Source organism: Pseudomonas sp. G3-39 (genome assembly GCF_054790485.1).
In genome coordinates this window covers 591,432-609,632 of record NZ_CP186497.1, presented here as the reverse complement: position 1 = coordinate 609,632, position 18,201 = coordinate 591,432, and the positions used below count along the sequence as shown (strand labels likewise).

Sequence of the window (18,201 nt, the reverse complement as noted above, 5' to 3'; positions counted from 1 at the left end):
GGCCAAACGAACCCATCGCGACGACATGAACCGTCGCGACACAGAGAGAAAACAAACTTCAAAAAACCCAACGAAGACTTTCGTCAGGCCGGCACCGCTCCCAGCAACTGCGCCAGCGTTGCACTGCCGTCGGCATCATCGACTTCGACGATTTCCCGCAGCCTCTGCACCAGGCTCGATACCGGATAGGAACGCCCGCCCTCGAACCCGAGGAAGACGTCGCCACGCATCGCCGGATCCACCGAGCACACATCCCGCAGGATCAGGCTGTGCTGGCGATCCGGGTCGACAATCAGCAAGTGCTCGTCGACAAACGACAGTTGCAGTGTTTGCGGTGCGTCCAGCGCCCAGACCAGCTTGCCGGGAATCGCCGGAACCTCGCCCAGCGGGTGACGGCAATCGACAATCACCGAGTCCAGCCGCAACCAGCAGGCCCTCGACAGGTGATACGTGACGCCGCCCTGCCCCAGGCGCAACACCAGACAGCTCACGTCATCAGCGATCAGTGGCAACAGGTCTTCAACCTTGTTCTGGCCCTCGACCACCAACACCTCGGCCTCGCGCCGCATGTATTCGAACGGGCCGATGCTCTGCTGACCGGGGTAGACGTGTACGCGGTGTGCCTGAAGTTCGTGCAGCAGCACATGCCGATGGCGGGTGCCGAGCAATTCGCAATCGTGTGGCAGATCCTGGCCTGCTACACGAATCAGTTGTGCATTCGCCACGTCGTACCATTGCAGGTTGCCCGCGCCAGACTCCACGGCGATGTAGGGCCCATGCTCGGCGGTCTCCAGCAATGCCTGCAGAGACTCCGGCAAATGTTCCGCGTGCTCGCTGGCCCAGTGATGATCGACGCCGATGATCCTTTCAGCTTCCTGATATCGCAGCTTGAGTGACACGCCGTTGACCGATGTCCCGTACAGACCGGAGCCGTCATTGCGCACGGCGCTGAACCGCCAGTCGTCCCACTCGGCCTGCGGTGCCGGCAGCATGTCGCTCGCCAGTAACTGGGCGCCGCTGCCGAATGCTGGCTCGAGTTGCCGGCTGTCGAAGAACCGCTGACTGCAGATCTCACCGCTGGCGACATCGAACAGCCAGACCGCCTGGTTGTCCGGTGTGACCCCGAGCAGGCGCATTTCCCGTTCGTGCCCCGGATCGCACAGCAGCAAGCGGTTATCCACGTACCAGGCACACAGGCTGCGATCACCGGCGGCGTTGCGCAGACCCAGAATGGCGAAACTGTTGACCGGGTACTTCGCCGCCAGCGTTTCGAGTGCCTGCCACCACTGTGCGCGCCCCCTGAGCCAGCGCTCACTCAAGCCACCCAGATGCACTTCACCCTCTGCGGTGAGGTTGAAAAACAGACCGTCATCGGTCAGGGCCAGATACCCGTTCTGGACCGGCACCACGTCACTGAGCCCATCAGGCTGCAGCCATTGATGCGTCCATTGCGCTGGCCAGCGCTCGCTGCCAGCGGACGCGCTGCGTTGCACCTTGCACAGCTTTTGCGCCAGCCGGTCGTAGATGAAAAACAGCTCGTGCTCATCGTTGACCGGCAGAAGCAGCAGATCACCAAGCTGTTTGATCGAATCGACCCAGCCGCGGTCATGCCCGAAGGCAAACGGATGAATGCACAACAGGTCACGGCTGCGAATCCAGACCAGGTCACGTTTGCCCGGATCGAACGCCCAGCAGACCGACACGTAAGCGGCCGGTTGCCAGTCGACGGTACTGACGCCTGCGCGTTCGGGTACCGGCGATAACGTGAAATAGTGACCAAGCACCGCCGTCCAATCCGTCAAGGTCGGGTTGGCGAACACTCGCTGGCCCAGCTCACGGTCAATCTCTCGGGTAACTGCCACCAGTTGCAGTTGGCCTTCATGGATCAGGTAGTTGAATTGCGTGACTTGCCGATCGGTACCCAGCCATTGCTGTTCGATATGAATCACGCCCTGCGCATCGACTTCAATACGCCGAATGCTGCACTGCCCCTCCATGACAAGCAGACGATAGCGGCACTTGAGCAAACCGCTGACGGCATCGACCTGCCAGATGTCGTAGTTGCGCACCTCATAGAAAAACGCAGAATCGTCGACCACCGCCGCCAGCAGCATTTCATCGGCCGCCAGTACCTCTTCACTGCGGATGTACAGAAAACGATCCTCGGCAGCGTCGTACCAGGCCGTGGTGTGACGCGGCTGGCTTTCGGGCTCGAAAGGAATCGGAAAGTGATGAACTGGCGTGTAAGGCAGCACCAGCCGATGCTCCCGGGCCAGTGTCTGGTAATGCGTGAGCAGCGACTGCTCATTCTCCCCGGCTGGCGCGCTCTGCTCGATAATGTCCAGTCGTCCGTCACTGCGGTTGACCTTGAACGATTGCCGCCCGGTCAGCTGAAGCATGACCTCATGCCGACCTCTGCCGCCGAACGTCACCTTCACCCCACCCACCGAAAGAACCCCGCCGACGTCGATCCGCACATCCCTCTCGGTGGCCCAGGCGGCTACCAGATTCCAGCGGCACTGCTGCAGGCTGGGGGACTGCAACTGGAGATTGACCCCGCGATTGAGGATCAATGAGCAGGCGCCGCCCGCACCTTCGATGCGGTACGACACCTTGTCGTGCCAGACCTGCGGCATCATTGGCACCGCCAGCGCACGCTCGTGGGCATCCAGCCGCACCTCGATCACGGTTGGCCGATACGACGGTGCGAGACGGTTGATGATGTAGTGCACGGGAAAGGAGTAGAACGAAAACAGAAACCGCCGCTGGCCAGCCGCATCCTTCTTCTCCAGCTTGCGGGCGGTATCGAAGCCGGTGTCGTGACGCAGCGTCGAGAAAGGCAGCGCCTTGTATTCGTAACCGTAGTACGTGGTCGGCGTGCACGGCAGGACGACCAGTTGCGTGCTCGGCGGATCGAAGTGGATGTAGCCGGGAAGACCCAGTTCACGCCGCAGATCGAGCGCTTGTTGATCATCCGGATTGAAATCCGGCACCCCGAAATGGTCGCGCAGCCGATACACCTTCGGACTGTCGAGCACCAGCATCGTGCGATTGAAGTCCAGGCTCTGGACGACCAGCGAAGGGTGAGCGACCCACGCCCCGAGTCCGTCGTCATACCGATAACCGACACCCCGACAGGCCCGCTCCAGATCATCGAAGAACAGCCCGACCTCCTGCGCCTGCTCAGCGATCCTGGCAAACCCCTGGGCCAGGGCCGCCACACCCACGGCCAGTCCGCCCAGGATCACCCCGGCTCCACCGAGTACGGCGGCCGCTGTTGCCGCGCCCGCCGTGGCAGCCCCCAGACCACCGGCGGTCAACGCCAGACTGGCGGAGTCGAAGGCCAGTTGGGTGCCGAATTGCGCGCGCTCGATCTCGTTGTCTGCCGTCGCCAATTGATAGATGTCGAAACCGACATTGGCCAGCCCCAGCACCGCGCCCACGCCTTCGTTGGCGACATGCCCCAGCGCCTCGCCAACCACCGGCGCACAGGTGCGGGCGATGATCTTCTCTTCATTGAGCGCGGTTTTTACCAGACTGATCAGGCCAGCGACATCCGTCACATTGCCATGCACCAGCTGCGCGTAATTGACGTAAGCGTGCAAACGCACGGCGGTGGTCAGGGTGCGGTCATCCCCCTCTCGTCCACGCAGGACGTTCATCAGTGCCTGGATGGTGAAGCCGGTATTGAGCGTGTGTACGGCACCCGCCTCTGCCATCTGTGGCGAGGCTCGGGTGCCCAGTGCCGAAAACTGCTCCGACAGATAATTTCTGATGCGCAGCAGACGGTGATCGGAGCTCACCACCTGCACCACATGCTCGGCCTGCGAGGGATCGATCAGGTTGATCCGGTACTCGCCGGCAGGCGTCATCTCCAGGGTTTCGAACAACGGCACCAGCGGTTTTGCCGCAGCATGCAAGTGCTGTAGAGCGTCAGTCGCCTGGGCAATCTGCTGTCCCCACCAATGACTGTCCAGATCGCGCAGGCTGCGCCCCAGGTGCGGATTACTGACCAGCGAATGGCCGCGAGCACTGTTCAGGCGCCGACGGATCGGTCGCTGTGTATGCTCCGGCAGCACATTGTCGGATTCCAGCAATTGCCCGACGCGCAAACCGCCGGACAGATCCAGCGCCGCTATCTTTTGCCCCTGCAGCTCGATCAGATCAAATGTCGGGCGCGCGTCGTCGCCATAGGCCGCATAGTATTTCGCCATGCCCTGTTTCTGGAAAAGGTCGGTCAGTGCCAGTTGGAGCTGGTCTGGCTGGCCGAACTCGAACACGCCGAAATTGGGATCATAAAAGTGATAGGTGGCGCGCCCACCATTGAAGGTTTTCGCCACCAGCATGGCGTGGTTATCCGAGTTGAGCATCAGCGTGCGCGAGCTGGCGAACGCCTCCAGCGTGGTGCCGAGCTGCTGCAGATCGACCCGCCCCAGCGGCTTGCCGATATCGTGCAACTGCACGCCGCGCAACTCCTCGAGCGCCTCCAGAAATACAATTGAATCGCGCTGCTGCGGCTCGACGGTGGCCAGGAAGAATCGCTCGCGCAAGCGTCGCGACGCCGCCACGCCGTGCTCCAGAGCAGCGCTCATGATCAGCGCCAGCGGGTAACAACGGCCACCGGGATCCCCTGGCCCCTGGAGCAACAGATCCTGCGGCACCAGTTTGACGTCACTGGCCTCGATTTGCCCCAACACCTGACCCAGCCGCAGGATCACCTGCTCACGATGTTCGCGGGTGGCGATGGTCTGGATATGGGCAACATGACGGCCCCATTGAAACAGCGTGTGCGCCTGCGACAGCGCAGCTCGTTTCAACGTTAGCGCGCTGTCCGACGAGACCATCGGCTGGTCGACATGGCTGGCGAGACCGGCCATGAATTGCGGCGCCCGATGCTGATACAGATGGCGTTCAATGGCCGCATAACGCACCGATGCTCCTACCTCGGCAACGCTGTTGGCGAGGTTGTCGAGCTCGGGGGCAAGTTGCGTGAAGCTTGAGTTATCCAGTGAGCGTACGCCGAGCATCTGTCCCAACACTACCCTTTGCAAGGGACTGATCTGGAAGAACTGCAGCGAACCCTCGGCAATGCCGCTTAGCAACTCATCCAGCGCCAGCCCCTGAATCCGCGCATCACTGAGCGACGCCGGAGCTTGCAGAGTGACGGGTTGGGCCTTGATGGCCTGACGATCGTCGAACCCCAGACCCGGCCCTTCGGGAAAAACCAGCGGACCGTTATGACCTTGCCTCATCGCCGCCACAAACGGTGCACCGAGTCGGTCGATCATCCCTTGCAAGACCTCCGTCAATAACACCGGGCGTCCCTCGATGAGCGGCCAACCCTCTTCGAACAACACAGTCTGTTGTTTGAGCAGGGCAGCAACATCACCGCTGTAGCGGGCACTGAACTGTCCTTGCCGCCAACGCTGCTGTTCGTCGACAACCCATTGTTCATCATCGCTGGCGTTGTCTTTCCACGAGTGATCCTGCTCCTCCTCGGTCTTGTCGTTGATCATCCAGAGCGGCTCGATGGCAGTCTCGACGCGCACTGTTTCATCTTCGCGCGGGACGAAGTTGTGCCGTTCGTAATCGCGCATGCCAGCGCGCATCGCGGCCGGGCCAGTCAGAAAAATTGTCCATTCGCTCTGCGGGCGGATACCGTCTTCGAAATATCCGGCGACCGCCAGAATCAGTTCGTTCACCGTTGCGTGTTCGATCGAGGACAGAGCGGCAATAGAGCCGCAGTTTTGCTCGAATACCTCGCGCGCAAGCGTCGACATGCCGTAAAAATCGCTCAGCGCAACACCGCGCTTGGACGCCAGTCGAGCCGTCAGGTCGATGAAGTCATAATTGAAGCGAAACCGGTCGATCACGCTTTTGAGCATCGGCGATCGGGCATGGGCCATCAGGAAGGAATTGCTCAGCGAGCTCTGCACAGCAACTGCCCGCAAGTCCTGTGGGCGGACGAGCAACTCGGCCGGCGCCTGGAACACTTCATTCAGCGCCGGTTTTTGTCGGGCAAACGTCTCAAGCGCGGCGCGGTGTTGCTCGGGAATGCTTGCCAGATAATCAGTGTACTGGTGGCGCAGCGCCTCGCGTGCAGGCATCCAGTGCCGATTGTGATCGAGCAGCAGTTGCAGAACGCCAACGCGTGACCGGGGATCAAACCCGCTGATGTCAACGCCTCCCAGGGTCTTGACCAGTGGCGGCAGATTATCGACATCGGCATATCCGCCGCCCTCTTCGTAAACGACCTCGGCGCGCACCACATCGGAAGCAGCTGCCAGATTGCCGCGCAACCGGATTTCGCGCTCGTAGATATCCTGTAATTGCAGCGGAGTATCCAGGGCGTTCAAGTCGCGCAACTGCAGGTCGTCTCCTGCGAGGTCCAGCAGACTGCGGCGGTTTTGCTCGATCAGCGCCTCCAGTTGCGCGGCGTCCTGCCCATAGGCACGGGCCAACAGATCGACGCGTGCTTCATCAGCTGAAAGTCCCCGCGCCAGTGCGGCATCGATATGCATGGACATCTGTTGTTTAAGGACGATGGCCCGTTCTTCGTACAGCGTGCCCAACTGGTCTTTGGAAATACTGTCGCTGCCATCTTGTTGCAGGGCGTCAGCCTTGGCCGCCTCGACGATCAGCCTGTTGGTTTGCCAGGCCAACAATGCGTCGCTGTCGTACCAGAGATGGAGGCTGTAACCTTGCCCGTTCAGCACCTGTTTCCAGAGGTTGAGATAGTCACGCTGTATCGCGCCCAGTCCTCCACCGAGCCAGACAAAGTGCAGATTCTTCGGCACCGCAGTCGGGGTGCTCTTCGCGTACGCCAGGCTGTTTTGCACACGGGTCTCGAAAGCCTGGATGCTGTTATAGATGCGCGACAACTGTGCAGGCTGGCTATCGGATTGCGAGTATTTATGTGGCGAACCGATCAACTGGCCGATCGACTGCTTGAGCAGTGCCAAAGGCTCGATCAGTCGTGGAGAATCGAGCAAGCCGATACAGGCAAAATAATAACGCCACACTGACTGATAGGATTCACTGCCCCTGTACGCCGACATGGCCTGTTCCAGATCCGCCTGCTTGAACAGTTTGATGAATTTGACAAACCCGCTGGCGTCTTGAGTTCTTCGGTCCTGCATGAAAGTTGCTCCTTTGCCCTGACCAATAACGAAAGTGCCCGCTGGCACTTGCATAGCGGCCAAACTAACTTCTGGCGAATCGGAGCTCAAACTTCAAAACTTTCAATACATGTCAAAATCAACAACTAAAAAACAACTGATAACGCATGTAACGGCAACAAGTTATTTCTACAATCAATATATAAATCAAACGCACCCGAGCAGAACGCGTAATTATCAAGGCTGCAATTTCAGCTCTGTCTATCAGTATTCAAGATAAGTCGAACAGAATGTAAGCAAAGAGAAAGCTCTCACACAGAAGCGGAGCAGATCGTACAGGTCGCGTTGAACAATATGACGCGGTCAGATCCGGAAACAATCTGTGCGGGAGATCGCGGTTGGCGAGGCAGCAAGCTCCCTCGCCAACGGCTCAGGACTGGGGCTTTTCGCCGTACCAGCGCGGCGTGTAGACCCACTCGCCACCTTCAGCCTTGGGGAAGGTGCATGTCGTTGAAGAGCCAACCAGCACCATGGTGCGCATGTCCACCTGATCCGGGGTCAGTTGCCCCAGTGTCGTCACGCGCAGGGTTTGCCCCGGGCGACCGATGTCGCGCCCCAGCACCACCGGCGTTACCGCGCTGCGATGCTGCGCGACGATTTCCAATGCGCGCCCCAATTGCCAGGGACGCGCACGGGAGATCGGGTTGTAGAAGGCCAGCGCCAGATCGGCCTCGGCCGCCAGATCCAGACGTTTTTCAATGATCAACCACGGCTTGAGGTTGTCCGACAGCGACATCACGCAGAAATCATGCCCCAGCGGCGCACCCGCTTGCGCAGCCGTGGCAAGCGAGGCGGACACCCCCGGCAGGATTTCCAGCTCGACGCTGTGCCATTTCGGGTCGGTCGACTCGTGCAACGCTTCGAGCACCGCCGCGGCCATGGCGAACACGCCGGGGTCGCCGGATGAGACCACGATGACCGAACGCCCCTCGGCCGCCAGCCGGAAGGCGTGGCGGGCGCGCTGCATTTCTTCGCGATTGTCGGTGCAGTGCTGCACCTGATCATCGCGAAACGGGCCGGCCATGCGCACATAGGTTTCGTAGCCGAGCACATCGGTGGCCCGCGCCAGTTCCGCCTTGACCGCAGGCACCATCAACTCGGCAGCGCCGGGGCCAAGGCCGATCACCGCCAGGCGCCCACGTTGACGACCGATCTGCGCGACGTCCAGCGGCTGTTCGGCCCGCGCAATCGCCAGACCGTTGGTATTGCTGATCGCGGCCTGCGGCAGTGCCTGACGAGCCAACTCGCCGAGGTCTTTCTGCGCCGCGACAAAGCGCAGCGGCACCCCCAGTTCGAGGGCGGCTTCACGCAGTCTGGCCGACGCCATTTCAGTGTCAGCCGCCAGCAGACAGGCCAGCGACTGCTGCGCAACCCCGGCCTGCTGCAACGCGGCGCGCACGGCATGCGGCAGATCGTCCAACTGCGCACTCACCGCCACCGCCACACTGCGGGGATAGATCAGCAACTCGTTGGCGCTCGCGACACGCTCGGCACTGCCGACATGAATCGAGCGCTGCGCCTGCGGGTCTTGCGGCAACTGCGCCTGATCCAGCCACGGCGCCGCCCCTTCAATGCGCACGCTGTGCCCCGCCAGCAGATCGGAAACGAAACGCTTGCCCAGTTCCAGATCAGCCAGCGCATAACCGCTGGGTGGATTGAGCAGGCAGGTGCCAAAACGCAATTCGCCACTGGTGGTGATCGCCGCGGCGACCTGCAATGCGGCGGCGATTTCCCGGGCCATGACATTCACTCCGCCGAGGCCACCGAGCAGCGGCACCACGGCGCTGCCGTCTTCAGCAACGGCGAGCACCGCCGGTTCAGCACCTTTTTCCAGCAACAACGGCGCCAGGGTGCGAATGACAATGCCGGCCGCGCACAGGGCAATGATCGGCGTGTCTTGCTGATACAACTCACGCAGGGTCGCGCCGAATTCCTGATAGCTGCAGTCGGCGCCTTCGACGCGTCCGGCGAGGCCGTGGATCTGCGCTGTCGGATACAACTGCTGGATCCGCCGTGCGGTAGCGAGCGCGCCTTGTCCGAGGATGACAATGGCCGGTGTGGATGGCGTCATCAACCTTGCCACCGTTCGCCCGGGACGATGATCAGCGAGAAGTACGGCGAGGACATCGGCTCGACCTGATCCAGCGGCACGATCTTCTGATTGGCCATGGTCGCGCGTTCGACGTACAGCGCCCGCTCGGCCAGACCGAGTTCTTCGAGTACCGCACGGACCTTGGGAAAGTTGCGCCCCAGTTTCATGATCACCGCCGCATCGGCGTCGGCAAGACGGCGCTTGAGATCCTCATGCGGCAGCACGCCGGAGAGCACCGACAGGCTCTGGTTGCGATACACCAGCGGCGCGCCGAGCACCGAGGCGCCGCCGAGCATCGAGCACACGCCCGGTACCACTTCGGCTTCATAGCGCGTGGACAACCGATCGTGCAGATACATGTAGGAACCGTAAAAGAACGGGTCGCCTTCGCAGATCACCGCCACATCACGGCCGGCGTCCAGATGCGCAGCCACGGTCTCGGCGGCTTCATCGTAGAAATCGCTGATCACTTGCTCGTAGGACAGCGGCGCCGGCAGCACTTCGGTGGTCACCGGGTACACCAGCGGCAGCAGATTCTGCGCGTCCTGCAGGTGCGCTTCGATGATGCCGAACGCGTTGCCTTTCTTGCCCTTGGCAACGAAGTACGCCACCACTGGCGACTCACGCAGCAGGCGCAGGGCTTTCACGGTAATCAGTTCCGGATCACCCGGGCCGACACCCAGGCCGATCAAACGTCCTTTGGCCTGCATCATTCGATCTCCGTGGCGAGGGCATTGACTGCCGCAGCGGCCATGGCGCTGCCGCCGAGCCGGCCTTGCATGATCACGAACGGTACGCCGCGACTGTCAGCCGCCAGCGCCGCTTTCGATTCGGCAGCGCCGACGAAGCCCACCGGGAAGCCGAGGATCAGCGCCGGTTTCGGTGCGCCGGCGTCGAGCATTTCCAGCAGATAGAACAGCGCGGTCGGCGCGTTGCCGATCACCACCACGCTGCCTTCCAGATGCGGACGCCACAGTTCCAGCGCGGCCGCCGAGCGGGTGTTGCCCAGCTCACGGGCCAGCTGCGGCACGCTGTCGTCACGCAAAGTGCAGATCACCTCGTTGTTGGCTGGCAGACGGGCACGGGTCACGCCTTCGGAAACCATCCGCGCATCACACAGGATCGGCGCGCCGGCTGCCAGTGCATCGCGCCCGGCCTTGCCGGCACCTTCGGAGAATTGCAGACCGTCAATGGCCTCGACCATGCCGCAGGCGTGGATCACCCGCACCGCGAGTTTTTCCAGATCGGCCGGGATGCGCGCCAGATTGGCCTCGCTGCGAATGATCGCGAAGGAGTTGCGATAGATCTCCTGACCGTCGCGGATGTAATCAAGCATCAAGGGGGCTCCGTGAGCGGGCGTCGAGCAGGGTCGCGGCCGCTTCAATAGTAAGGTTGCGTGCGTGCAGCGCGCCGAAACCCGGCAGCGCTGCATCGCGAAAATAGAGGTCGTAATGACCGGGGCTGACCGCCAGCAATGTCGCCGGGGTGCGATGGGCTGCAGCGCAAGAGCGCGGGCAACCGGACAGGTGCACGTTCTGCGCCTGTGGCAACAGCGTCGCCAGCCGCCGGGCGTCGTGTTTGGTATCGGCCAGGCCTTTGCCGCAGCCACTGGAGCCGGTGCAGGCGATCAGCCGGGACAGCGGCTCGCTGGCGTCGGTCAGCCAGTGCAATTGCGTCAGATTTTCCAGGACTTGCGCCGCGTCGGTGGGCTTCACGTTCGGCAACAGCAGACTTTGCCAAGGGGTGAAACGCAGGGTGCCGTCACCGTACTCGCGGGCCAGTCGGGCCGCGCCACGCAGCATGGCCGGATCGAGACGGCCGAGCGCCGGAACCGCGCCGACATACACCCTGTCGTCAGCATTTTGCCGGTGAACACCGATGTGCAGCGCATCCGCCAGCGGCGTGCGCTGTCGGGCAATGGCGGCGTTGATCGCTACGCGTTCGCGTAACTGTTCGAGAAAGGCCAGCATCGGCCATTCATCGAGCAGATGGCGCATGCGCGTCTGCTCCGGTCGAGCCCGCTCAAGGAACAACTCCAGCACCGCGACCACCAGCGCATGGCCGTGTTCCACGGTCACGGCACCGGCCGCACGATCGGTCGGGCAGCCGGCCAGACCGAACGCCAACAACACTTCACCGTCACGCTCGAACGCCGAGAGCCACAGATCGTGCGGATGCTCGAGCATCGCCAACGCCTCCCCGCCGTCTAGTTGCACGGCGAACTTTGCGCTCAACTCGTGAAAGCGCGGATGCGTCTGCAGGGTCGCCAGAATCTGTTCAGCCAAAGGCCGGGTATCGAATAGCAACTGCCGATCGATCCCGGCACTCGGGCTGAGCATCAGGTTGCGCACATCGTCGCCCGCTGCGGTTTGCGGCCCCAACCCGGCGGCCAGCAAACTGTCGACCAATGCCGCGGACTGCTCGCCGATGCCGCGAATCTGCAGATTGGCGCGGTTGGTCGCCTCGATCGCGCCACTGGCAAAACGCTCGGCTGCATCGGCCACCGCGTCGGCCTGATTGGCAGTGATCGAGCCGCCATTGAGCTTGATCCGACAAATGCCGCCGTCCAGCGCCTGGACAATACGCAGCAACCCCGGACAAGCCGAGGGGCGCAGAGCGGTGGACATTGAGCGTTCGTTCAAGGGATGACCGGCTGACGGGCAGCGCTGTGGTGGGCGAAAGGTCGCCATTATGCCTGCTTTGCCCGAGCGCATGAAAATGCCTGCCGGTCGGAAACTGCGGCTTTTCAGAGTTCGACCTCCTCGAGGTCGGGCACGCTCTCGCGAATCGCCTGATCTACAACGTCCCGGTTTTTGTCGATGTCCCGTCGATTGATCACCATTCTCCTGGCGCGGATGTCCAGTTGCGACATCGGTTGATGGACCTGCCAGAACAGGTAGTTGGTACTCAACACCAACTTGAAAAAGCGGATATGGCTGAGCAACACAACCAACTCGCCGTTGGCGTTCTGACTGACCGGCACAATGTGCGAGGTGAAGGTCTTGCCACTCAGGGCGGTAAACTTTTGCAGTAGCGCTACATCTTTTTCAAGCGCTGCCAGCCCGGCTTCAACCTGCGCTAATTGAACGCGCGCGAGCAAGGGTGCTGTCGACCGCCGCCACGCCTCCTGCACACTTCCGGAAAACGCCTCCTGGACCAGCACCACCGGTTTCTCCTCCTGTTCCCAGCCACATGACCACAAGCCTCCGACAAAGTAATCGAACCACTCTGCAGGCTGAAGACTGCTGTCACAACGGCTGTCCGCCGCGATCTGGGCGAGATAAATGCAGTTCCTCACAAATCTGTTATCGGCCTCTGCCCGCCCCTCCAGTCCGGTAAACAACATATTATTAACGGCAACTGCATTACTCTGACTTAAACGTGTAGCTGAATTGATATCCATATCGCCCCCTGCCAACTTGGCACGTATTAATTTTATAGCTTCATTGCGCCAGACTTATTAAAAAGAACTGACTTGGAATCAAACTAACAAAAACGGAAGTTGAAAAAATCACTATTACTCGACATTAAGTTTCCGCGTTGTTCTCGACACGCCGCGACGACAGACCTGCGTCAGGTGCCGGCAGTCGCGTTATCATGCCGTCCGTGAGGATCTACTCAGGATTAAGGAACGGCATGACACCCTGGCTGACGGTTGTGGGAATCGGTGAAGACGGCTTCAAGGGCCTGGGCAAAAACGCCCGGCGCGCCCTGCTGGCTGCTTCGCGGATCATCGGCGGCCAGCGGCAACTGGACTTGCTGCCGGTGTGCATTCGTGGCGAACGCGAATTGTGGCCGAGTCCGTTTTCCCTCGCGCCGGTATTGGAGCAGCGCGGCCGAGCGGTGTGCGTGTTGGCCAGTGGTGATCCGATGTTCTACGGCGTCGGCGCCAGCCTCGCGCGTCACGTGCCGAGTGTCGAGATGCTGATCCTGCCCGCGCCCTCTTCCTGTTCGCTGGCCGCCGCCCGGCTCGGCTGGCCGTTACAGGAGGTGGTCACCCTCTCGCTGGTGGCGCGACCACTGGCGGCACTCAATGCGCAGCTGTTCAGCGGGGTGCGCCTGTTGCTGTTGAGCAATGACCGGCACAGTCCGGCGGCAGTCGCGGCGATGCTGCGCGAGCGCGGTTTTGGCGGCAGCCGCCTGACTGTGCTTGAGCATTTGGGCGGCGATGCCGAACGGCGCCTCGAAAGTACTGCCAATGACTGGAATGACCCGGCGATTGCCGATCTGAATGTGATCGCCATCGAATGCCTGGCCGATGCGCAGACACCGCGCCTGTCACGTCTTGCCGGACTGCCCGATTCGGCATTCCAGCACGACGGCCAACTGACCAAACGCGATGTCCGCGCCATCACCCTCGCCCGCCTCGCGCCGATCCCCGGCGAATTGCTGTGGGACGTCGGCGGTGGTTGCGGCTCGATCGGCATCGAATGGATGCGCGCGCACCCGGGCTGCCGCGCGATTGCCATCGAGGCGGACGAAGGCCGACAGGCCTTGATCGAACACAACCGCGACGCGTTGGGCGTACCCGGTCTGCACCTGGTGCGTGGCCGCGCACCGCAGGCCCTTGCCGGGCTGGAGCGACCCGACGCGGTCTTCATCGGCGGCGGCGTGACCCGCGAAGGCGTGTTTGAAACCTGCTGGGAACAACTCAAGCCCGGTGGCAGGCTGGTCGCCAACGCCGTGACCCTGCAAAGTGAAGTCAGCCTGATGCACTGGCGCGAACGCCACGGCGGCGAGCTGACCCGCATCCACGTGGCCCAGGCGCAACCGCTGGGCGAGTTCGACACCTGGCGTCAGGCGTTGCCGATTACCCTGCTGGATCTGGTCAAACCCCTCGATGCGTGACGAAACCGCCGAACAACCCGCGCCCCTGCGTAGCGGCCTGACCACCGGCAGCTGCGCCACCGCCACCAGCCTCGCCGCCGCCCGCCTGCTGCTCGGCGGTACCTCGGCGGATGCGGTGCAGATCGTTCTGCCCAAAGGCAAACAAGTGCAGATGCGCCTTGAGTTCTGCCGCCTGACCGAGGGCGGCGCCGAGGCCGGGACGATCAAGGACGCCGGCGACGACCCGGACGTAACGCACGGTGCGCTGCTCTATTCGCACGTGCGGCTGCTGGCCGAGCCGGGGATTCGCTTTGTCGCGGGCGCAGGTGTCGGCACCGTGACCCGGCCGGGGCTGGTGCTCGGCGTCGGTGAACCGGCGATCAACCCGGTGCCACGCAAGATGATCAGCGACCACCTGACGCTGCTCGCCACCGAAAGCGCTTATGCCGGCGGCTTCGAGGTCACCGTCAATGTCGAGGGCGGCGAGGCGCTGGCACTGAAAACCATGAACCCGCGGCTGGGCATTCTCGGTGGTTTGTCGATCCTCGGCACCAGCGGTATCGTCCGGCCGTTTTCCTGCGCGGCGTACATCGCCTCGATCCATCAGGGCATCGACGTCGCCAAAACCAATGGCTATCTGCACATTGCCGCGTGCACCGGCAACGCCAGCGAAGACACCATGCGCCGGGTCTACGACCTGCCGGAAATCGCCTTGATCGAAATGGGCGACTTTGTCGGTGCGGTGCTCAAGCATCTGCGCAAAGTGCCTGTGGATAAACTCAGCCTGTGTGGCGGCTTCGGCAAGATCAGCAAACTGGCGGCCGGGCACATGGATCTGCACTCGAGGCATTCCAGTATCGACCTGCCGCAACTGGCTGAATGGGCGGCGGCGATCGGTGCCGATCAGGCGTTGCAGCAGAGCATTCGTGAAGCGAACACCAGTCAGCAGGCCTTGGCGATGGCCAGCGCGGCGGGCATTGCCCTCGGCAATGAGGTCTGCCGCCACGCGCTGAATTTCGCCTGCAGCGTGGTGCCGGCGCAGGTGCAGGTCGAGGTGTTTGCGATTGATCGCCAGGGCGGCATTGTCGGCCACGCCGGAGGTTTTGCATGAAACGCATTCTGCTGCTTGGCGGCGTCACCGAGGCGTTGACCATCGCCCGTACGCTGGGGCCAGAACACATTTACAGTCTGGCCGGCGTGGGCCGGGTGCCGACCGACCTGACCTGCCAGGTGCGCGTCGGCGGCTACGGCGGGGCCGAAGGTCTGGCGCAATTCATTCGCGACGAAGGCATCACACTTTTGCTCGATGCGACCCATCCCTACGCCGCGCAAATCAGCCACAACGCCGCCATCGCCGCACAACTCGCCGGCATCCCCTGCTGGGCCTTGCGCCGCCCCGCGTGGCAGCCGCAACCGGGCGACGACTGGCGAGAAGTCAGCGACTGGGCCGAACTGATCGAAGCCCTCAAACCGTTCCGCCGCCCGCTGTTCACCCTCGGCCGCGAACCGCTGCAACACCTCGACGAAATCCCTGCCAACCAGTATTGGACCCTGCGCGCCCTCGACGCTTATCCCGGTAACGAACGCTGCGAAGTCATCGGCGCCCGTGGGCCGTTTCTGCTGGAGGATGAACGCGCACTGTTCGAACGCCGGCAGATCGATGTGCTGATCAGCAAGAACAGCGGCAGCACCGCGACCGAGCCGAAACTGGAAGTGGCGCGGGAGTTGGGGGTACCGGTGCATGTGTTGAAGCGGCCAGTCTTGCCGGGGGTTGATCGGGAGTTTGGGTCTACGTCTGAAGTCCTTAATGCACTGCTGACGTCAGACTTTTCCTGATTTCGATTTAATCTGCGAATTAGCCGGCCTGTTTTGAGGAAGCAGCCGACTGTTCTTCGCTATTCCCTCACCTAATACTTCGGTTCCTTTAATCCATACAGGCAGACAACCGTCAAAAAGCGGCTTGCCAGCCTGTATCCCAAGGAATACGATCCTGACATGATCGAACTCGAACGATCCCGTATATTTTCCGAATGGCTCGACTCGTTGAAAGACATCATCGGCAAAGGCCGAATCATCTCCAGACTTCGAGCAGCCGAACATGGCAACTTTGGCGATTGCGGATTTGTCGGTGACACCGTTTACGAAATGCGTGTTCACTACGGCCCTGGTTACAGGATGTACTTCACTCGTCGAGACGAAGTGATTTATCTGCTGTTGATCGGCGGCGACAAATCGACACAACGGCGTGATATCAAGCGCGCCGTACAAATGGCACATAGCATCGGTAATGAGGAGTAAGTCATGACCGAAAAATTCACCCGTTTCGACGCCGCCGAGTACCTTAAAACCCCCGAGGACATGGCGGCTTATCTGGACGCTTGCTTTGATGATGATGAAGGCGATGGCGTACTCATCCGTGCAGCACTGAATGACATAGCCCGAGCCCAGGGCATGACACAGGTGGCACGTGATGCTGGCCTGGGTCGTGAAAGTCTCTATAAAGCGCTGAGCAGCACTGGTAACCCCGAATTCGCAACTATCATGAAGGTCATGAAGGCTTTGGGTTTGAGATTGCACGCCGTCGCGGTGTGATTGATCTGCGACACCATACCGCACGACGCCTTTTTACTTATCGGCCCTGATCAGGCTAAATAGCCCGCGCCTGATCGCCCACCCAACGGATCTGTCCCATGAACCGACACCGGCTTGCATTTGCCTGGATCGCCTGCTTCGCAGTGCTGTTCAACATGCTCGCCATGCCGATGACCGGGGCGATGGCGCAGGCGGCCAGTTCACCGGCCGAACAGTTGCTGTGGAGCAGTTTCTGCACCGGCAGCGGGACGAAGATGGTGGCGATCAACATCGGCGCCCCAGAGCAGAAAGCCCCGTCCAACGACAGCCATTCCAACATGCAGCATTGCTGGTGCTGCTCGGGTTCAGCGCCGCTGGTGGCGTTGCCGGGCCATGCACCGCAGCTGTATTTCGCCCGCTACGAAAGCAATCGCAGCGTGGCGCCACCCTCGTTGCAACCACCGACACCGCGCCAGCAATGGCCGAGCCTTAATCCCCGCGCCTCGCCTCTGGTTTGATTTGTTCTCGCAATTGACCTGCGTATCAAATCGTTCTGGAGAACTGCCATGTTGAACAAACTCTTCGTCATCGCTGCGCTGTTGCTGCCGGCGTGCTTCGCCCATGCCCACGAATACAAGGCCGGCGAGCTGGAAATCGCTCACCCGTGGTCGCAGGAGCTGCCGCCCAACGCGCCGACCGTCGCGGCTTATTTCGTGATCAGCAATCCCGGCAAGACCGACGACCGCCTGCTCAGCGTCGACTCGCCAATCACCGCCGAAGCGCAACTCCATGAGCACGTGATGCAGGGCGATCTGATGAAGATGCAGCAGGTGCCCAACGTGGTGATTCCTGCCGGCGGCAAGGTCACATTCGCGCCGATGGCCTATCACGTGATGCTGCTCAACCCGAAAGACCGCAGCCTGCTCAGCGACGGCAAACGCTTCCCGCTGACCCTGCATTTCGAGAAGGCCGGTAACGTCACCGTCGAAGTCGCGGTGCAGAAGAAACCTCCGCAAGATACCCAGGCACACGATCACGCCCAGTAACCGATCCGGCTGACCACGCCCGTGCGCCTGCAACGCGCCGGGGCATCCCGCCTGCATCGCCAGAGCCAGACTCTGACCCGCGGTAGCTGGATCGCCCTGTTCGCCATGTTGATGATCTTCATCGGCCCGCTGATTTCTCAGTCGATGCCGATGGATCAGCACGCCTCGACTTCCATGCCGATGAGCATGGACATGGCGATGGACATGCCGGGCATGGATCACGCCGCGCACGGCGCACAACCGGCTGCCGAACACTGCCTGCCACAATCCTCGCACCACGCCCTATGGGAAAAGTGCGGTTATTGCAGCCTGCTGTTCAATTGCCCGGCGCTGACCGGTGGCGGCACGTTCGCCACGTTCAGCATTGCCCACGTCAACACCTTCACCCCGCCCTCCCCGCGTCTGGGCCATGCCCGGCAGACCTTCTTCCCCGGCGCCCGCACCCGCGCCCCGCCCATCACGGCGTAAACACCGCACCTTTGATTGC

At 61.8% G+C, this 18,201-nt stretch carries 14 protein-coding genes; 8 read left to right on the top strand and 6 right to left on the bottom strand.

Features of this window, described 5'->3' with window-relative positions:
* Window positions 1-83: 83 nt before the first annotated feature.
* The 6 genes from ACOYXG_RS02705 to ACOYXG_RS02680 all read right to left on the bottom strand — a co-directional run bounded on the left by ACOYXG_RS02705 (window position 84) and on the right by ACOYXG_RS02680 (window position 12,673).
* Complete coding sequence (locus tag ACOYXG_RS02705; RefSeq protein ID WP_460355769.1) at window positions 84-7,139, bottom strand: TcdA/TcdB pore-forming domain-containing protein; 7,056 nt, start codon at window positions 7,137-7,139, stop codon at window positions 84-86.
* Between the two features lie 409 nt (window positions 7,140-7,548).
* Complete coding sequence (gene cobJ / locus ACOYXG_RS02700; protein WP_460355766.1) at window positions 7,549-9,249, bottom strand: precorrin-3B C(17)-methyltransferase; 1,701 nt, start codon at window positions 9,247-9,249, stop codon at window positions 7,549-7,551.
* Window positions 9,249-9,983, bottom strand: coding sequence for a precorrin-2 C(20)-methyltransferase (locus ACOYXG_RS02695; RefSeq protein WP_007967900.1), 735 nt, complete (start codon window positions 9,981-9,983; stop codon window positions 9,249-9,251). Before ACOYXG_RS02695 ends, cobJ begins: the two co-directional genes overlap by 1 nt.
* Window positions 9,980-10,606, bottom strand: coding sequence for a precorrin-8X methylmutase (locus ACOYXG_RS02690; protein WP_460355763.1), 627 nt, complete (start codon window positions 10,604-10,606; stop codon window positions 9,980-9,982). Before ACOYXG_RS02690 ends, ACOYXG_RS02695 begins: the two co-directional genes overlap by 4 nt.
* The gene (gene cobG / locus ACOYXG_RS02685; RefSeq protein WP_460355761.1) at window positions 10,599-11,897 is read right to left on the bottom strand and encodes a precorrin-3B synthase; all 1,299 of its coding nucleotides are present in this window, start codon (window positions 11,895-11,897) and stop codon (window positions 10,599-10,601) included. The genes ACOYXG_RS02690 and cobG overlap by 8 nt, the downstream gene beginning before the upstream one ends.
* A 119-nt stretch (window positions 11,898-12,016) precedes the next feature.
* Window positions 12,017-12,673 (bottom strand): hypothetical protein, encoded by a 657-nt coding sequence (locus ACOYXG_RS02680; protein WP_027613579.1) that lies wholly within the window; start codon window positions 12,671-12,673, stop codon window positions 12,017-12,019.
* 233 nt (window positions 12,674-12,906) lie between these two features.
* On the opposite strand from ACOYXG_RS02680, the gene cbiE reads away from it, so the two are divergent.
* The 8 genes from cbiE to ACOYXG_RS02640 all read left to right on the top strand — a co-directional run bounded on the left by cbiE (window position 12,907) and on the right by ACOYXG_RS02640 (window position 18,182).
* Window positions 12,907-14,118, top strand: coding sequence for a precorrin-6y C5,15-methyltransferase (decarboxylating) subunit CbiE (cbiE, locus tag ACOYXG_RS02675; RefSeq protein WP_460355759.1), 1,212 nt, complete (start codon window positions 12,907-12,909; stop codon window positions 14,116-14,118).
* Complete coding sequence (locus ACOYXG_RS02670) at window positions 14,111-15,208, top strand: cobalt-precorrin-5B (C(1))-methyltransferase (protein ID WP_460355756.1); 1,098 nt, start codon at window positions 14,111-14,113, stop codon at window positions 15,206-15,208. Before cbiE ends, ACOYXG_RS02670 begins: the two co-directional genes overlap by 8 nt.
* Complete coding sequence (locus tag ACOYXG_RS02665; protein WP_460355754.1) at window positions 15,205-15,933, top strand: cobalt-precorrin-6A reductase; 729 nt, start codon at window positions 15,205-15,207, stop codon at window positions 15,931-15,933. The genes ACOYXG_RS02670 and ACOYXG_RS02665 overlap by 4 nt, the downstream gene beginning before the upstream one ends.
* Before the next feature lie 159 nt (window positions 15,934-16,092).
* Window positions 16,093-16,395 carry a type II toxin-antitoxin system RelE/ParE family toxin gene (locus ACOYXG_RS02660; protein WP_003221246.1) on the top strand — a complete coding sequence of 101 codons (303 nt, stop codon included), beginning with the start codon at window positions 16,093-16,095 and terminating at the stop codon, window positions 16,393-16,395.
* A gap of 3 nt (window positions 16,396-16,398) precedes the next feature.
* The gene (locus ACOYXG_RS02655; RefSeq protein ID WP_003221244.1) at window positions 16,399-16,689 is read left to right on the top strand and encodes an addiction module antidote protein; all 291 of its coding nucleotides are present in this window, start codon (window positions 16,399-16,401) and stop codon (window positions 16,687-16,689) included.
* Between the two features lie 98 nt (window positions 16,690-16,787).
* A complete protein-coding gene (locus ACOYXG_RS02650) occupies window positions 16,788-17,186 on the top strand; it encodes a DUF2946 domain-containing protein (protein ID WP_097089901.1) in 399 nt (132 codons plus the stop codon).
* A 48-nt stretch (window positions 17,187-17,234) separates the two neighbouring features.
* A complete protein-coding gene (locus ACOYXG_RS02645) occupies window positions 17,235-17,714 on the top strand; it encodes a copper chaperone PCu(A)C (RefSeq protein ID WP_097089900.1) in 480 nt (159 codons plus the stop codon).
* A 21-nt stretch (window positions 17,715-17,735) separates the two neighbouring features.
* Complete coding sequence (locus tag ACOYXG_RS02640) at window positions 17,736-18,182, top strand: DUF2946 domain-containing protein (protein ID WP_097089899.1); 447 nt, start codon at window positions 17,736-17,738, stop codon at window positions 18,180-18,182.
* Window positions 18,183-18,201: the final 19 nt, after the last annotated feature.